The sequence below is a fragment of the Neobacillus terrisolis genome, assembly GCF_051233475.1.
GTDB lineage: Bacteria > Bacillota > Bacilli > Bacillales > Cytobacillaceae > Bacillus_BU.
Window position 1 is genome coordinate 1 of sequence record NZ_JBKFGH010000006.1, and the last position, 14,305, is coordinate 14,305.

Here is a 14,305-nt window from a genome sequence, read left to right on the forward strand (position 1 = left end):
CGTCTCCACGTATTTCTCTATGTTGTTCTTTAAATTATACAAAAAATACCCTATAGAAAGAGCACTTTTTTTAAGTGTCTATTCTATAGGGTACATTTTAATTAAGAAAGTTCTTTTTTTGGATTCAGCTTTTTAATTTCTTCAGCAATTAGATTGGCGATTTCTTCATGCTCCAATCCATCTTCAAAGGTTATCGGCGCTCCAAAAATAACACCAGCTGGTTTAAACCAACCACCCCGTGCACCATAGATATAAGTAGGTACAACAGGTGCTTTACTTTTGGCAACGATAAAGCCAATTCCTTTTTTTGCTTCCTGCATTTCTCCTGTTTTTGAACGTGATCCCTCAATGAAAATCGAAAATAGATTTCCTTCTTTTAGGATTCTTAAAGTATTTTTTAGAGATTTGATATCGGCTTGTCCTCTTTTGATCGGAAAACAACCTAATTCATGAATTAACCAACCAAAAAACTTGTTTCTAAAAAGTTCTTCTTTCCCCATGATGTACATTTTGCGTGGAGTATGAACACCTACCATCGGAGCATCGAAATTACTAGTATGGTTCATAGCAATTATAGCGGCACCCGTAGGGATGTTTTCTAATCCTTCAATTTTTATTTTAAAGCGGATGTGCAATAAAAATCTAACAACAGTGATGGCAATTTTATGTATCAATTCAATCCAGTCCCTTCCAAATTAATATACTAAACCCAAAGATTATTTACGCTTACGAGGACAAAATATCATTTTATCCAGGATAGACGCGATGATAATTCCAACAGAATATCGAATTAGGTCAATCGTAAGAAATCCTTTACCGAGGATTAATGCACCGAGCAGTGTTCCACGAATTTGATTGATCCAGTCTCCCTGATACAACTGACTGAACTCAATGCCAAAGCTAAACGATAAGCTAAGCAAAATGGAGGTGAGTACGCTTTTATGTACAAATAGGAAGCGGAAGCCAAAATAGACCATCATAGCCCACAGCATATCGCCGGCATTCTGAGCTACAAATATGAAAAGAAGATGGCTGTATTTTCTGGAGGCTAGGCCTAATAAAATGGTAATAACGATGGCTATTAAATAAGCTATCCTCAAATTACGAAGTTTGATGGATTCATTTTTAGATGTTGCCGGAGAAATCATTACAATCACTCTTATAACCAGTATGGGTCTTCAATAAAATTTGTGATATTCCAAATTTGAATATACAAGGATTAAACGTCAGAAGCAAGAGTTGATTCTTTTTAATAGATAATTATTTTTTATATGAACGAAATTGAAAGGGTCTTGACTGAACGAAAAGTTACTGATAAAATTTAAAATTATCGCAAAATAATATAAAAGGATGGAGAGGTATTTCTTTTCCATCTACCAAACAATTAAATATTAGCAAGCTATGATTGCTATGGATCAAACTATAGCAGGAGCAGCTTCTGGAGAGACCGCAATGATTTGCGGCGCCGAAGGGTTCATTATCTCAGGCAAAAGGACAGAAGAGTATCGAATACTATTTGTTATTTTTTTTCGTGGAAAAATAGCAAATACTATTTTTTATTCTGTCGTTTTAAGAGATTGGAGCTTTCCAGTCTCTTTTTTATTTGCGTTTTAATCGTTACGAAGGAAAAAACAAAAAAATTATGGGGGAATTAAGTTGGCACAGCATGAATTAAAACGGGACTTGCAAAATCGGCACGTCCAGCTCATCGCAATTGGTGGTACGATCGGTACAGGGTTATTTTTAGGCTCAGGAAAAGCAATTCAATTAGCAGGTCCTTCAATTATCTTCTCTTATTTAATTGTTGGGATTGCAGTGTTTTTTGTGATGAGGGCATTAGGGGAACTCCTTTTATCTAATGCAGGCTATCAATCCTTTACGGACTTTGCAACAGATTATATTGGTCCGTGGGCAGGGTATGTAACTGGTTGGACCTATTGGTTTTGTTGGATCATGACAGCGATGGCGGATATTATTGCAGTTGGCGTATATGTACAATATTGGTTCGATATCCCGCAGTGGGTTCCTGCAATTGCTTGTTTAGTCATATTATTAGGGCTCAATTTATTGACTGTTAAGCTTTTTGGAGAGTTAGAGTTTTGGTTTGCCATTATTAAGGTTATTACCATTCTTGCATTAATCGGAATTGGTATTGTTTTATTGGTCATTGGATTCAAAACGGATGCCGGTACCGTTTCAGTAAGTAACATTTGGGAATTTGGAGGTTTATTCCCTAACGGAATAACTGGATTCTTATTATCGTTTCAAATGGTTCTCTTTGCCTTTGTTGGCGTAGAATTAGTAGGGGTTTCTGCAGCAGAAACATCTAATCCGCAAAAGAACATTCCATCCGCGATCAACAAAATTCCTTTACGAATTCTGTTTTTCTATATGGGAGCGATTATTGTACTATTAATGATTAATCCATGGGAACAGTTGAATGCAGCTACCAGTCCTTTTGTTAAAACATTTAGTTTAGTAGGAATTCCTTTAGCTGCAGGTATCATTAACTTTGTTGTGTTAACTTCAGCTGCTTCCGCTTGTAATAGTGGAATGTTCTCAACGAGTAGAATTTTATATAACTTAAGCAAAAATGACCAAGGCCCAAATTCATATGCTAAATTAAATAAAAATGCTGTACCTAGCAATGCTTTGTTTACATCAACAGTCGTTATCTCGGCTGGAGCTCTATTAAGTGGGCTTATCCCGGGACAAGCTTTTGGAATAGTGACGACCATTAGTGCGATTTGTTTTATTTGGGTTTGGAGTATTATCTTAATCTCTCATATTCGCTATTCAAAAACACGACCAGATTTACATGAAAAATCAATATTTAAAGCACCATTCACACCATTTATTAATTATGCCGTGCTAGCGTTTTTTGGTTTTCTTCTTATTGTTATGTTAATTGCTGAAGCAACACGCACAGCTTTATTAATGACACCTTTATGGTTTGTTTTATTATTTACACTGTATTATTTTAGACAGAAAAAGGAAAAAGCTCAAAAAATGGCTGCTTAAAGAATACAGTCGATTCATCATATTGAACCGCACAGTGATTATTTGTCACTTGTGCGGTTTTTTTGTTTTTGGCTGTGTTAAATTTGGCTGTTGATTTCCGCTCCAGGTGCTCGCTTTCCGCGGGGGAGTCCTGGAGCCTCCTCGGCGCCATAGCGCCTGTGGGGGCTCCCGAGACACCTTCTCCCGCAGGAGTCTCGCACCTTCCGCTCCAATCAACAGAGTGCTCAAAATCAACATTCGTCTCTAACACAGCCCTTTTTTAAAAGCAAGGCAGAACAAGTCTCGTAAAAAAAATATATTTAATCGAATATCACTGTTGACTATTCAAAGTTGTGGAGGTACACTAAAAACACAAGGTACCTTAGTAGACAAGTATACAACATGACAAACACCCGGTTTTTAAAACAGCAAGTCATAATTTAACGAGGTGACTGAGATGAAAGATATTAGTATTGAAGAATTAAAGCAAAAAGCGATTGAGTTAAGACAAGCAGCATTAACAATGATTTACGAAGCACAATCAGGGCATCCGGGAGGTTCCTTATCTGCAGCAGATATCATTGCAGCCCTATACTTTCGGGAAATGAATATTGATCCCAATAACCCAAAATGGGAAGACCGTGATCGCTTTGTTTTATCAAAAGGACATGTTTGCCCGATCCAATATTCAGCATTAGCACTATTGGGATTTGTGCCGTACGAAACCATTCATACTTTAAGACAATACGGATCACCTTTTCAAGGTCACCCTGATATGAAAAAGTGTCCTGGTATAGATATTTCGACTGGTTCTTTAGGGCAGGGCCTTTCATGTGCAGTTGGAATGGCACTTGGTGGCAAGCGGGATTTAAAGGATTACAGAGTGTTCGCTATGTTAGGCGATGGAGAGTGCCAAGAAGGACAAATTTGGGAAGCAGCGCAAAGTGCTGTTAAGTACCGTTTAGATAATTTAGTAGTATTTGTTGATGATAATGGTTTGCAAATTGACGGGACAACAGAAGAAGTAATGCCAAACCTGGATTTAGAAGTGAAATTTGCTGCCTTTGGTTTTGAAACGAAACGAATCGATGGCCACTCAATGGAAGAGATTGTTGAAACCCTCGACGCTATTAGAGCTGCAAAAAACGGAAAGCCGAAGTGCATTGTGTTCAACAGTGTTAAAGGGAAAGGCGTATCGTTCATGGAAAACGTGGGTAGTTGGCATGGTGTCGCTCCAAATAAAGATGAATATGAACTTGCAATGGCAGAAGTAGCAGGAGGTTTAAGATAATGAGTATCTTAGAAAAAGATATCCTAACGAAAAAAGCCACAAGAGAAGCTTTTGGGGATGAGATTGTCCGATTAGGGAAAAAGAACAAGAATATATATGTAGTCGATATTGATATCGGTAAGTCATGTAAGACTACTGAATTCGCGAAGCAACTGCCAAATCAACATGTTAACGTTGGGATTGCCGAGCAAAATGGTGCAGGAGTTGCTGCAGGGCTTGCGACAACAGGCAAAATTCCTTTTGTAAGCACTTACGCAGTATTTGGTTCGTTAAGAATGGCGGAGCAAATTAGACAAGAAATTTGTTATCCGAACTTGAATGTTAAAATTGCTTGTTCTCATGGTGGCCTTACCCCAGCAAATGATGGAGCAAGTCATCAAAGTATTGAGGATATGGGAGTATTAAGAACGATTCCAAACATGACTGTCGTGATGGGTGCAGACTATTATTCTACTAAAAAATTAGTAGAACAAGCTGCAGAAATTCATGGTCCAGTATACCTTCGTTTTACAAGAGATGCTGTTCCAATCATCTATGATGAGAAGGAAGAATTTACGATTGGAAAAGCAAAGCAGGTAAAGGATGGAGAAGACCTGGCAATCATTGCAAATGGTGATACGGTATATCTTGCATTAGAAGCTGTAAAAGCTTTAGAAAAAGAAGGAATCTCTGTCAAGCTATTAGACATGCATACGATTAAACCACTTGACCGTGAAGCAGTCGTTGACTGTCTCAAGGTTGGCAAGATCATTACAGTAGAAGATCATAATATTTTAAATGGTCTTGGAAGTGCAGTATGTGAAGTCGTTGCTGAAGAAGGAAAGGGTATCGTTAGAAGAATTGGGGTCCAGGATAAGTTCGGACAATCTGCACCATATGAAAAACTATTAGAACTAAATGGAATTACGATTGAAAATATAGTAAAAACTGCGAAAGAAATTCTTTAGTATTCATTCCAAGAAACTTTTTAAAATAGGAGAGATCGAGAATGTTTGAATTAAAAGATAGAGTAGCCATTGTTACGGGAAGTGGTTCGAAAAAAGGAATCGGGCGAACAATTGCTTTAACACTTGCAAAGCAAGGAGCAGCTGTTGTAATTGCCGATATAAATTTTGAAGGTGTTCAAGAAACAGTAAATGCGATTACCGAGGCGGGTGGCAAGGCTTTAGGGGTAGAATTAAACGTTACTAGCAAAGAATCTTGTGACGCAATGGTAGAAAAAACGCTTAAAACGTTTGGAAGAATTGATATCCTCGTTAATAATGCCGGAATTTCACAAAAAGTGACCGTACAAGATATGACACTTGAGGACATTACACGGGTATTTAATGTGAATATGTTTGGGCTGTTCTTATGTACTCAAGCAGTCTTAGAAACGATGAAAAAACAAAAGTTTGGAAGAATTATCAGTCTTTCCTCTGTATCAGCAAAACGAGGTGGGGGAGTATTTGGAGGTCCGCACTATTCTGCTTCAAAAGCAGCTGTATTAGGATTCTCTAAAAACTTAGCACGTGAAGTGGCACTGGACGGAATTACAGTAAACTGTGTAGCTCCAGGTCTTGTTAATACTGAGATTTGGAAGTCCCTACCTGAAGAAGATGCTAAAGCTGTTATTGCAGGAATCCCAATGGGAAGACCTGGAGAAACAAGCGAAATCGCAGCTACAATTGCCTTTTTAGCTTCAGAAGAAGCTTCTTATATTACTGGTGAAGAAATAGACATTAACGGTGGTTCCCACATGGATTAGGAAATACATACAATAACAGGCATCCACACTGGTATGCCTGTTTGTATTTTAAGGGAGAAAATTTGCGGTTTATAAACCAGTTTGTCTTAATCTTAAGTGGGCCTAATGCAGTTTTCTTAATGAATAAGTGTGTTGCCCGTAAAAAAGGAAAAGTATATAATCTAACTATAAAAAAATGATTCAAAATATATGGAGAGAAGTGGTTATTATTAGTTTTAATCCAGTATCCAGCAAAAAATTATATATTCAAATTTATAATCAAATTCTTTCTGAAATCCAGTCGGGTTCCTTAAAAATAGGCGATAAACTTCCTGCTGAAAGAGAGCTCTGCGAGCAATTTGGAGTAAGTCGTGCACCTGTTAGACAAGCCCTCAGTGCTTTGGAATTGAATGGCCTTATTTATTCTCGTCAAGGTGAAGGGGTTTATGTTAAGAACAATCAAATTGCTCCTGAAAACCCTCAATCAACTATCTTGCATGAATCAGTATCCCCTGAAGATATCGTTGAAGCAAGAATGAGTATCGAGCCGCTAATATGTAAATTTGCTGCATTAAGAGCAACGGATGAAGATATAGAGAACCTGCGTTCAACCATCAATAAGATGGAGGAAGAAACGAAGGCTGGTTATTATGTACCCGAAACAGATGAAGCATTACATAACGGGATCGCTAAGGCGTCTCATAATGATTTATTTATAAGTATCATGGCTGCTATTAGTACAGCGATGAAACAACAGGAAATGTGGAAATTTTTACGTGATCGAACTGTAACTCGCCCAGATTATCGAGACCGTAATTTTGCTGAGCACCAAATGCTTATTAAAGCAATAGAGGATCGTGATGATAAGGAAGCAGAAAGAATCATGACTTTTCATATGCAAAACTTATATGATCGCTATTGGAAAGATTAGAGCACTTAGAAGTTGCATTTAAACCTAGAACAAAACATATCGATGATGTTCCCCTGTAAGATAAAAGGGGAATTCAAAAAGCCTAAGACAAAGGGGTAACTCTCCTTGGTCTTAGGTTTTTTTTATTCAAAGAAGTTTCATTATCTTATTGACAATCAATAGTTACGAAAGTATATTAAATATATAAGGTACCTTAGTAGACAAGTAGTCAAGAATACAATTATCGAGAAAGATAATATGTATACGCTGTGAAAAAATCGGAAAGGGGTCAAAAGGTAATTTTTTTGATTAGAATTAAGAACATGTAAGAAAAGTAGTGAAGGTATCATTAATATTTTATTTTAGTAGTGTTTATTTTTTGATAATATAGTCAAGTTTTTTTAACATCATTTTAATGTTAGGAACAATCGTTTATTATTGTAGTAAAGCATTTAGTTGGGGTGATGTTTTTTTGCTCCAATATCCAAGAATTACGTACATTTGTAAGCGTTTAAAATTTAGTGGTCGAACAAAATAAAGCTATTAATAAACTTGTCTGTGACTAAAAACTAGTAGGTATGAAACCATAAGGAGGAATTATTTTGGATCTACTTCAATTAGAGCGATCGACAACCAAAAAAGTTACGTTAAGATTAATTCCATTTCTGTTTCTTTGTTTTGTAATAGCGATACTAGACAGGGTCAATATTGGATTTGCTGCCCTGCAAATGAACGAAGATTTAGGTTTTTCAAATGCTGTTTTCGGTTTTGGAGCAGGGATTTTCTTTTTTGGGTATTTCCTTTTAGAAGTACCAGGAAGCGCTGCAATGACAAAAATTGGAGCAAGAAAATGGATTAGTAGAATTATGGTTTCATGGGGACTACTTGCGGTACTAATGGCTTTTGTAGAAACTCCATGGCAATTTTACTCTGCTCGGTTCCTTTTAGGGGTTGCAGAAGCTAGTTTTTATCCATGTATGGTCCATTATTTAAGCGGTTTCTATCAATCGAAACATCACGCAAAAGCAATCGCAGGGTTTATGCTGGCGATACCTGGTGCAAATGCATTAGGTGCACCACTCTCGACCTTCTTGCTAGGGGTTGATTGGTTACATTTGGCTGGGTGGCAATGGCTGTTTATTATGGAAGCGATTCCAGCTGTTATCTTAGGTATCATCGCGTTCTTCTATCTTGATGATAAAATTGAAGAAGTAAAATGGTTGAACAAAGATGAGAAAAAATGGTTAATTGACATTACCACAAAAGAGAGTCTTGAAAAACAGAAAGTTAAACACTACACTTTCATGCAGGCTTTAAAGGATCGCGACGTACTAATTTTATCTTTAGGATATTTCTGCTGGATGGTTGGTTACTATGGAATTAATATGTTTTTACCAACCATTTCAAAAGGTTTATCAGAAACAGCCAATATTAGTACGCAAAATATGGGTTGGATTTTAGGCTTAATGTATGTTTGTGCGATGGTAACAATGATTTTAGTTGGGAACCATTCTGACAAGAAAAACGAGAGACGTTGGCATGTTGCGGCGTGTTTAACCACAAGTGCAGTTGCCATGATTATTAGTAGTTATGTTGCAGATATAAACATTTTCATCGCCTTCGTATTTCTAACTATCGCATTATGTGGAGCATTTGGTGCATACTCACCGTTTTGGGCAATCCCGCCTTCCTTTTTAACTGGAGCAGCTGCTGGAGGTGCCATAGCCCTCATCAACAGTATTGGAAATCTTGGTGGATTCTTTGGACCATATATTGTCGGCTATATTAAGGATTTAACTGGATCCTTTAGTACTAGTATGATTTTCTTAGGTGCAAGTATGATTATTGGCTCAACCATTATTGTTTTCTTAGTAAAACAGTCGGGTAAAGCGCTAAGTACAAATAATGAAAAAAATTTAAAAAAGTCTAGTTAATACATCGATAGTTACATATTTACCTTAAATAAATTCCGGCGGTTACCAAACTGCTGGAATTTCTTCTTAATGAAATAAAATTCTTTAATCTATAAGAGGTGTTTTGGTCATGAATAAACTAGGGGTTTTAACAAGTGGTGGGGATGCCCCGGGGATGAATGCAGCGATTCGAGCAGTCGTAAAAGCGGCAAATTATAATAACATTGAAGTAATGGGAATTCATTGCGGGTTTCAAGGATTAATAGATGGAAAAGTCCAGCGATTGACTTTTGCAGATGTCGACAATCTTGCTGATAAAGGCGGAACGATTTTAAAAACTTCCCGATGCTTGGAGTTTCATGAAGAAGCGGGCAGAAAAAGGGCTCTTGAAGTATTGAGAAACCAAGCGATCGATTCATTAGTTGTCATTGGCGGTGAAGGATCCTTTAAAGGAGCAGAAAAACTTCATGAACTAGGAATTAAAGTTATTGGTATCCCAGGAACAATCGATAATGACTTAAGCTACACAGATTATTCAATTGGATTTGATACCACTTTAAATACGGTCTTAGAGTGCATTGGTAAAATTAAAGATACAGATTTTTCACATGATAAAACAACCATTGTTGAAGTAATGGGAAGATATTGTGGGGATTTAGCTTTATATTCAGCTTTAGCCGGTGGCGGAGAAATCATATCGACACCAGAAAGAAAATTAGATTTTGAAACCATATGTTCGGAATTAAGATTAAGAATAAAAAATGGGAAAAACGATAACCTGGTAATCATAACCGAAAGAATGTACGATTTGCCAGCATTACAAAAATACATTGAAGAGAAGTTAAATATTGGCGTAAGGACAACCGTTTTAGGCTTTATCCAAAGAGGGGGACATCCGTCCGCATTTGACCGGGTTTTAGCAAGTAAAATGGGAGTTACAGCAGTAAAACTGCTGACTGAAGGATATTCAGGAAGAGCTGTTGGTATTAAAGAAAATAAAATAATAAATGTTGAGCTTAAAAATGTCAATGCTGCAGTTGTTGATAAAAAAGATAAATATAGTATGTTAGAGACTCTTTTATTATAGAAAAAAATGGATGAAAGTAACAATTTGACTCAGTCAAATAAACAAGCGAAGGTGGGTAAAAACAAATCCATCTTCGCTTGTTTATTTAGTATTTTAGTATTGATTATAAAATTCCTGAATCTTAGCAGGATCCTCTGTTACGGTTAAAGCGAGCATTAATAGAATCCGTGCTTTTTGAGCGTTTAAAGAATCAGACGTAATAAAGCCTTCTTTAAGTGAAACCGTTCCTGTCCCAACCCGTGAAGCACGCACAACTTCTACTCCTTTATCCATGGCAGCTTCGACACCTTCAAGGGCAAGTTTTGATAATGTACCATCACCAGGGGCGGCCACCACAATTCCCTTAGCTCCATTTTTCACCGCAGCCTCATACATATAGGTTGGACTATCTTGATATCCATAAATAATATCGACTTGAGGTAATTTTTCAATCTTAGAGATATCAAAAATAGAATGAGTAGTATGCAGTCTCGTAGTTTCACTATAGAAATAATGTTTTCCACCAATAATAGCCCCTAAATAGCCATTTTCAATCGATTTAAATGTATCTAATGTCGTTGTATTAGTTTTGGTAATATTTCTAGCATCAGCTATCCGGTCATTTAGCGTAACAAGAACTCCTCTACCTTTGGAATTTTTGTCACCTGCTAAGGATACTGCATTGTATAAGTTAAATGGTCCGTCAGCACTCATAGCTGTTGCAGGACGCATTGCTGCGGTCAGAACAACAGGTTTATCACTTTTAACGACTAAATTTAAGAAGTATGCTGTTTCTTCTAATGTATCCGTTCCATGGGTTACGACAATTCCATCTACATCTTTAGAAGCAAGTAATTCATTAATACGTTTACCTAATTTCAAGAGAATTTCGCTCGTCATATCTGTACTATCTACTTTAACAATTTGCTCGCCAGAAACATTTGCAATCTTTTTCATTTCTGGAACGGCTTCAATTAAGCTTTCAATGGCAAGATCTCCCGATTTATATCCAGTTGTTTCTGTAGAAGAAGCACCAGTTCCGGCAATTGTTCCACCTGTTGCTAGAATCACTACGTTTGGCAGATTTTCTGTCTGTTTGTCTTTAGATACCTCAGTGGTTTTTTCAGCGGCTTTGGCAGGTGTCTCTTCCGTTGCTTCTGTAAATACAACAGGTCCTAACTTAATTGCTCCAACGATAGCTATTACCATGGTTAAAAGGAATACTATCAACCTTTTTTTCAGTTTCATAACCTTTGACCTCCTAAAAAATTAATTTTAAAGTAATGTTTGTTAAATCTAACTGCAAAGGGGATTCGATAATGGTTTCCCTTTTGATTAGTTCGAAAAAATAATAAATTTCAAACTATAAAAACCTACAGAAAAATACAAACTTACACATTAATGACATGGGATTGTCAATATTGAGGGAAATTTTTACAAAGTGTTTGTTTTAAGAGGAAAAATTGTTGGTCGGGCAAAAGTGATATTAATATAGGATTTTTTGAGGGGGCTTCATGATAAAATAAAAATATCTGATAGCAAATCCCGCCAATGAAAGTTAAGGCGAAAGGAGAATGACATGGAAGGAAACAAAAAATCAGTTGATTCTATTGATGAATACATATCTCAATTTTCACCTGAGGTTCAGGAAAAACTTAAAAAGCTAAGAACCGTTATAAGCGATTCGGCACCAGAAGCAGTAGAAAAAATAAGTTATCAAATGCCGACTTTTGCTTTACATGGTAATTTGGTTCATTTTGCAGCTCATTCAAATCATATCGGGTTTTATCCGGCACCTAGTGGTATCGAAGCTTTTAAAGATGAATTGTCGGAGTATAAAGGAGCAAAAGGGTCGGTACAGTTTCCTTTCGAAAAACCGCTCCCATTTGAGTTAATAAGCAAAATCGTCAAATATAGAGTAGAAGAAAATAAAAACAAAGCAGAACAAAAATTAAAAAAGAAAAAATAAAAATGTTTTTAAAAAGAAAGATCCGCAAGGTTATGCTGTGCGGATTTTTCTTTTTGTTGGGTATACGAGATGCTGAATCAGTGGGAAACCCGTTCCCTTAATTGCCTTTTCACCCTCAAAACTATAGAATGAAGGCTATGATTTTTTAAATCAGGTACAAAGGAAGATAAAATGTTAACAACCAAAACATATATCAGCGAATGGCAGCAAGCGCTGCAAAACGAAATCTTATATTTAAAAAAGTTTGGTGGTAGCCGGTTCACGGTAACCAATGGCAGGCTTCTTTCAAATAATGGTCCATATCATTATTATTTTGATACCGCCATTGCACTTAAGATACCAGTTGGTTCAACAATAAAACTGGTATGGGGTAAGCTGAAAAGCAACGGTCGGGTACTTTCCTCCGAGGGAAAAGGGATCATGATCGCACTTGAGCAAACCTTTGGCGACTTAATTCCGGAAGCGGACTTAATGCATGATCCTTGGGAGCTGCTGGAACAGCTAATCGATCGATTTGATGAGATAAAAAAAAGCAAACGGAAGCGATTAAGGATTAAGAAGTTAATGGATCCTTCCATGGAAGCAAAACATCCTATAGAAAAGATCAAAAGCAATGTCCACGAACTTGTTTTACGGTCAAAATATAATCCGGTTACGTTCGTTTGGGGCCCACCGGGAACGGGGAAAACCTATACGCTTGCTAGAGTAGCTGCTAACAAATATTTTCAACAAAAGCGAGTGCTGATTTTGTCCCACAGCAATCAGGCAGTGGACGTCCTGTTAGGGGAAATCGCTGATTTTATAAAAAAGAAAGGCCGATTTCACGTTGGTGACATCCTCCGTTTTGGAGGAAATTCAGGAGAGCACCTTGCGAACAATATCGAAGTGACAACCACTATGTTGATTGAAAAACAGGATCCAATGCTTGCTCAAGATAGAGAAAAACTTATAGAAGAAAGGCGGAGTCTAAAGCTCGACTTGGCACGGTCTTTTAGTAAGCGCGACTCAGCAGCTTTATTAGAAATTGAAACGAAGCTTGCCAAGCTGCTTGAAAAAGTCCGTCAGAAAGAAATTCAGTTTTTGAAAGAAGCATTCATCGTGGGAACAACTTTGGCAAAAGCTGCGAGCGACAGTGCTGTATATGAACGGGACTTTGATATTGTCATTCTTGATGAAGCGAGTATGGCCTACGTTCCTCAGGCTGCATTTGCAGCAGCATTGGGTAAACGGATTATTATTTGCGGAGATTTTAAACAACTGCCCCCGATTGCTTCAAGCAGAGACTCGCTTGTTGCCAAATGGCTGAAAGAGGATGTGTTCCACCGAGCAGGTGTGGTAGATTGGGTAAAGCAAGGAACACTTCATCCTCATCTCTTTTTATTAAAAGAACAGCGGAGGATGCATCCTGACATTTCTGCCTTTACGAATCAGTATATTTATCATTCATTGGTTGGAGATCACGAATCGGTTTATCAAAGTAGAAATACGATTGTTGAACAATATCCGTTCCCAAACAGGGCAGCGATTCTTTTGGATACAAGCTTTACTGGCTTCCATTGTATAAGCGATAAAGTCTCTAACTCAAGATTCAATCTATGGCAGCTTTTGTTGTCCTTTCAATTAATTAATGAAGCTTACCTTAGCGAAGTAAAATCAATTGGATATGTAACTCCATACCGGGCCCAGGCCAACTTAATGCAAATGCTGCTTGAAGATCTATATGAGAAAGAACGAAATGAAGCGGATATCATTGCTGCAACCGTGCACAGGTTCCAAGGAAGTGAACGTGATGTGATGATCTTTGATACAGTAGACGGTGAACCGCAAAACAGAGCTGGGATGCTGTTGACAGGCAACGATAGTGAACGGTTGATTAATGTTGCGATTACCCGCACAAAAGGGAAGTTTCTTCACGTTAGCAACCAAGAATTTATTCGCAGGAATGTTTTCCGGGGGAAAACGCTGAGGCAGCTCGTTGATCATCAGACTAAACATCAGCAAAGAATCACGACGAAAGAAATTGGTTCGTGGATCAAGAATCAGCACAAAAGCTTACAATGGATGCATGCGCGGAAATTGGAGCAGGTCTTTCAGGATATGGATACCGCAAAGTCTTCCATCGTTATCTCCTTGCCGGAAAAAATGGTTTTATCATCTGAATGGAAAGAAAAGCTAATGAATAGAAAAAAGCAAGTAAAATTAACTGTTATTTCAAGTCTGGAGTGGAACCTGTTGCAGTCTGATGAGTGGCTAGAAGAGCATTTCCCCTTCCCATTTGTGATGATTGATAGGAAAATTCTCTGGCTTGGTCTACCGCTTGAAGGAGCAAGAGGAGTACAACCTCCTGTTGTTGCTGCTCGACTGAATTCGATTAGGGTGTGTGAATATTTTTTAAGCCAGTTTTAGTTATTTCCTATTTACCTTTGGAAA

12 protein-coding genes and 1 riboswitch are annotated in these 14,305 nt (G+C 37.5%); of the genes, 9 read left to right on the forward strand and 3 right to left on the reverse strand.

Features of this window, described 5'->3' with window-relative positions:
* Positions 1-101: 101 nt before the first annotated feature.
* A complete protein-coding gene (locus tag ACI48O_RS03975) occupies positions 102-674 on the reverse strand; it encodes a lysophospholipid acyltransferase family protein (RefSeq protein ID WP_435560434.1) in 573 nt (190 codons plus the stop codon).
* A 42-nt stretch (positions 675-716) separates the two neighbouring features.
* A complete protein-coding gene (locus tag ACI48O_RS03980) occupies positions 717-1,148 on the reverse strand; it encodes a ribosomal maturation YjgA family protein (RefSeq protein ID WP_435560435.1) in 432 nt (143 codons plus the stop codon).
* A 280-nt stretch (positions 1,149-1,428) separates the two neighbouring features.
* Positions 1,429-1,508: riboswitch (glycine riboswitch) on the forward strand.
* 148 nt (positions 1,509-1,656) lie between these two features.
* On the opposite strand from ACI48O_RS03980, the gene ACI48O_RS03985 reads away from it, so the two are divergent.
* The 7 genes from ACI48O_RS03985 to pfkA all read left to right on the forward strand — a co-directional run bounded on the left by ACI48O_RS03985 (position 1,657) and on the right by pfkA (position 9,927).
* Positions 1,657-3,021 (forward strand): amino acid permease, encoded by a 1,365-nt coding sequence (locus ACI48O_RS03985; protein ID WP_435560436.1) that lies wholly within the window; start codon positions 1,657-1,659, stop codon positions 3,019-3,021.
* A 436-nt stretch (positions 3,022-3,457) separates the two neighbouring features.
* Complete coding sequence (locus ACI48O_RS03990; protein ID WP_435560437.1) at positions 3,458-4,291, forward strand: transketolase; 834 nt, start codon at positions 3,458-3,460, stop codon at positions 4,289-4,291.
* Positions 4,291-5,238: a transketolase family protein gene (locus ACI48O_RS03995; RefSeq protein ID WP_435560438.1), complete on the forward strand. Its 948-nt coding sequence runs from the start codon at positions 4,291-4,293 to the stop codon at positions 5,236-5,238. Before ACI48O_RS03990 ends, ACI48O_RS03995 begins: the two co-directional genes overlap by 1 nt.
* A gap of 41 nt (positions 5,239-5,279) precedes the next feature.
* Complete coding sequence (locus ACI48O_RS04000; RefSeq protein WP_435560439.1) at positions 5,280-6,038, forward strand: SDR family NAD(P)-dependent oxidoreductase; 759 nt, start codon at positions 5,280-5,282, stop codon at positions 6,036-6,038.
* A 175-nt stretch (positions 6,039-6,213) separates the two neighbouring features.
* The gene (locus ACI48O_RS04005; RefSeq protein WP_435560440.1) at positions 6,214-6,948 is read left to right on the forward strand and encodes a FadR/GntR family transcriptional regulator; all 735 of its coding nucleotides are present in this window, start codon (positions 6,214-6,216) and stop codon (positions 6,946-6,948) included.
* 581 nt (positions 6,949-7,529) lie between these two features.
* Positions 7,530-8,861 (forward strand): MFS transporter, encoded by a 1,332-nt coding sequence (locus tag ACI48O_RS04010; RefSeq protein ID WP_435560441.1) that lies wholly within the window; start codon positions 7,530-7,532, stop codon positions 8,859-8,861.
* A gap of 109 nt (positions 8,862-8,970) precedes the next feature.
* Positions 8,971-9,927, forward strand: a complete 957-nt coding sequence (gene pfkA, locus ACI48O_RS04015; RefSeq protein ID WP_435560442.1) for a 6-phosphofructokinase — start codon at positions 8,971-8,973, stop codon at positions 9,925-9,927.
* A gap of 93 nt (positions 9,928-10,020) precedes the next feature.
* Here the strand turns inward: pfkA and ACI48O_RS04020 are convergent, their stop codons facing one another.
* On the reverse strand, positions 10,021-11,154 hold the full coding sequence (locus ACI48O_RS04020; RefSeq protein WP_435560443.1) for a type II asparaginase: 1,134 nt from the start codon (positions 11,152-11,154) through the stop codon (positions 10,021-10,023).
* Positions 11,155-11,485: 331 nt separating this feature from the next.
* Here ACI48O_RS04020 and ACI48O_RS04025 point away from each other — a divergent pair, with 331 nt between their 5' ends.
* Together ACI48O_RS04025 and ACI48O_RS04030 are read left to right on the forward strand one after the other, a co-directional pair.
* Positions 11,486-11,875: an iron chaperone gene (locus ACI48O_RS04025; protein WP_435560444.1), complete on the forward strand. Its 390-nt coding sequence runs from the start codon at positions 11,486-11,488 to the stop codon at positions 11,873-11,875.
* A 171-nt stretch (positions 11,876-12,046) separates the two neighbouring features.
* Positions 12,047-14,281 (forward strand): AAA domain-containing protein, encoded by a 2,235-nt coding sequence (locus ACI48O_RS04030; RefSeq protein WP_435560445.1) that lies wholly within the window; start codon positions 12,047-12,049, stop codon positions 14,279-14,281.
* Positions 14,282-14,305: the final 24 nt, after the last annotated feature.

Coding starts and splice junctions, on each gene's coding strand:
- ACI48O_RS03980 (WP_435560435.1), bottom strand. CDS start 1,148: ATGATTTCTCCGGCAACATCTAAAAATGAATCCATCAAACTTCGTAAT.
- ACI48O_RS03990 (WP_435560437.1), top strand. CDS start 3,458: ATGAAAGATATTAGTATTGAAGAATTAAAGCAAAAAGCGATTGAGTTA.
- ACI48O_RS03995 (WP_435560438.1), top strand. CDS start 4,291: ATGAGTATCTTAGAAAAAGATATCCTAACGAAAAAAGCCACAAGAGAA.
- ACI48O_RS04000 (WP_435560439.1), top strand. CDS start 5,280: ATGTTTGAATTAAAAGATAGAGTAGCCATTGTTACGGGAAGTGGTTCG.
- ACI48O_RS04005 (WP_435560440.1), top strand. CDS start 6,214: ATGATTCAAAATATATGGAGAGAAGTGGTTATTATTAGTTTTAATCCA.
- pfkA (WP_435560442.1), top strand. CDS start 8,971: ATGAATAAACTAGGGGTTTTAACAAGTGGTGGGGATGCCCCGGGGATG.
- ACI48O_RS04020 (WP_435560443.1), bottom strand. CDS start 11,154: ATGAAACTGAAAAAAAGGTTGATAGTATTCCTTTTAACCATGGTAATA.
- ACI48O_RS04025 (WP_435560444.1), top strand. CDS start 11,486: ATGGAAGGAAACAAAAAATCAGTTGATTCTATTGATGAATACATATCT.
- ACI48O_RS04030 (WP_435560445.1), top strand. CDS start 12,047: ATGTTAACAACCAAAACATATATCAGCGAATGGCAGCAAGCGCTGCAA.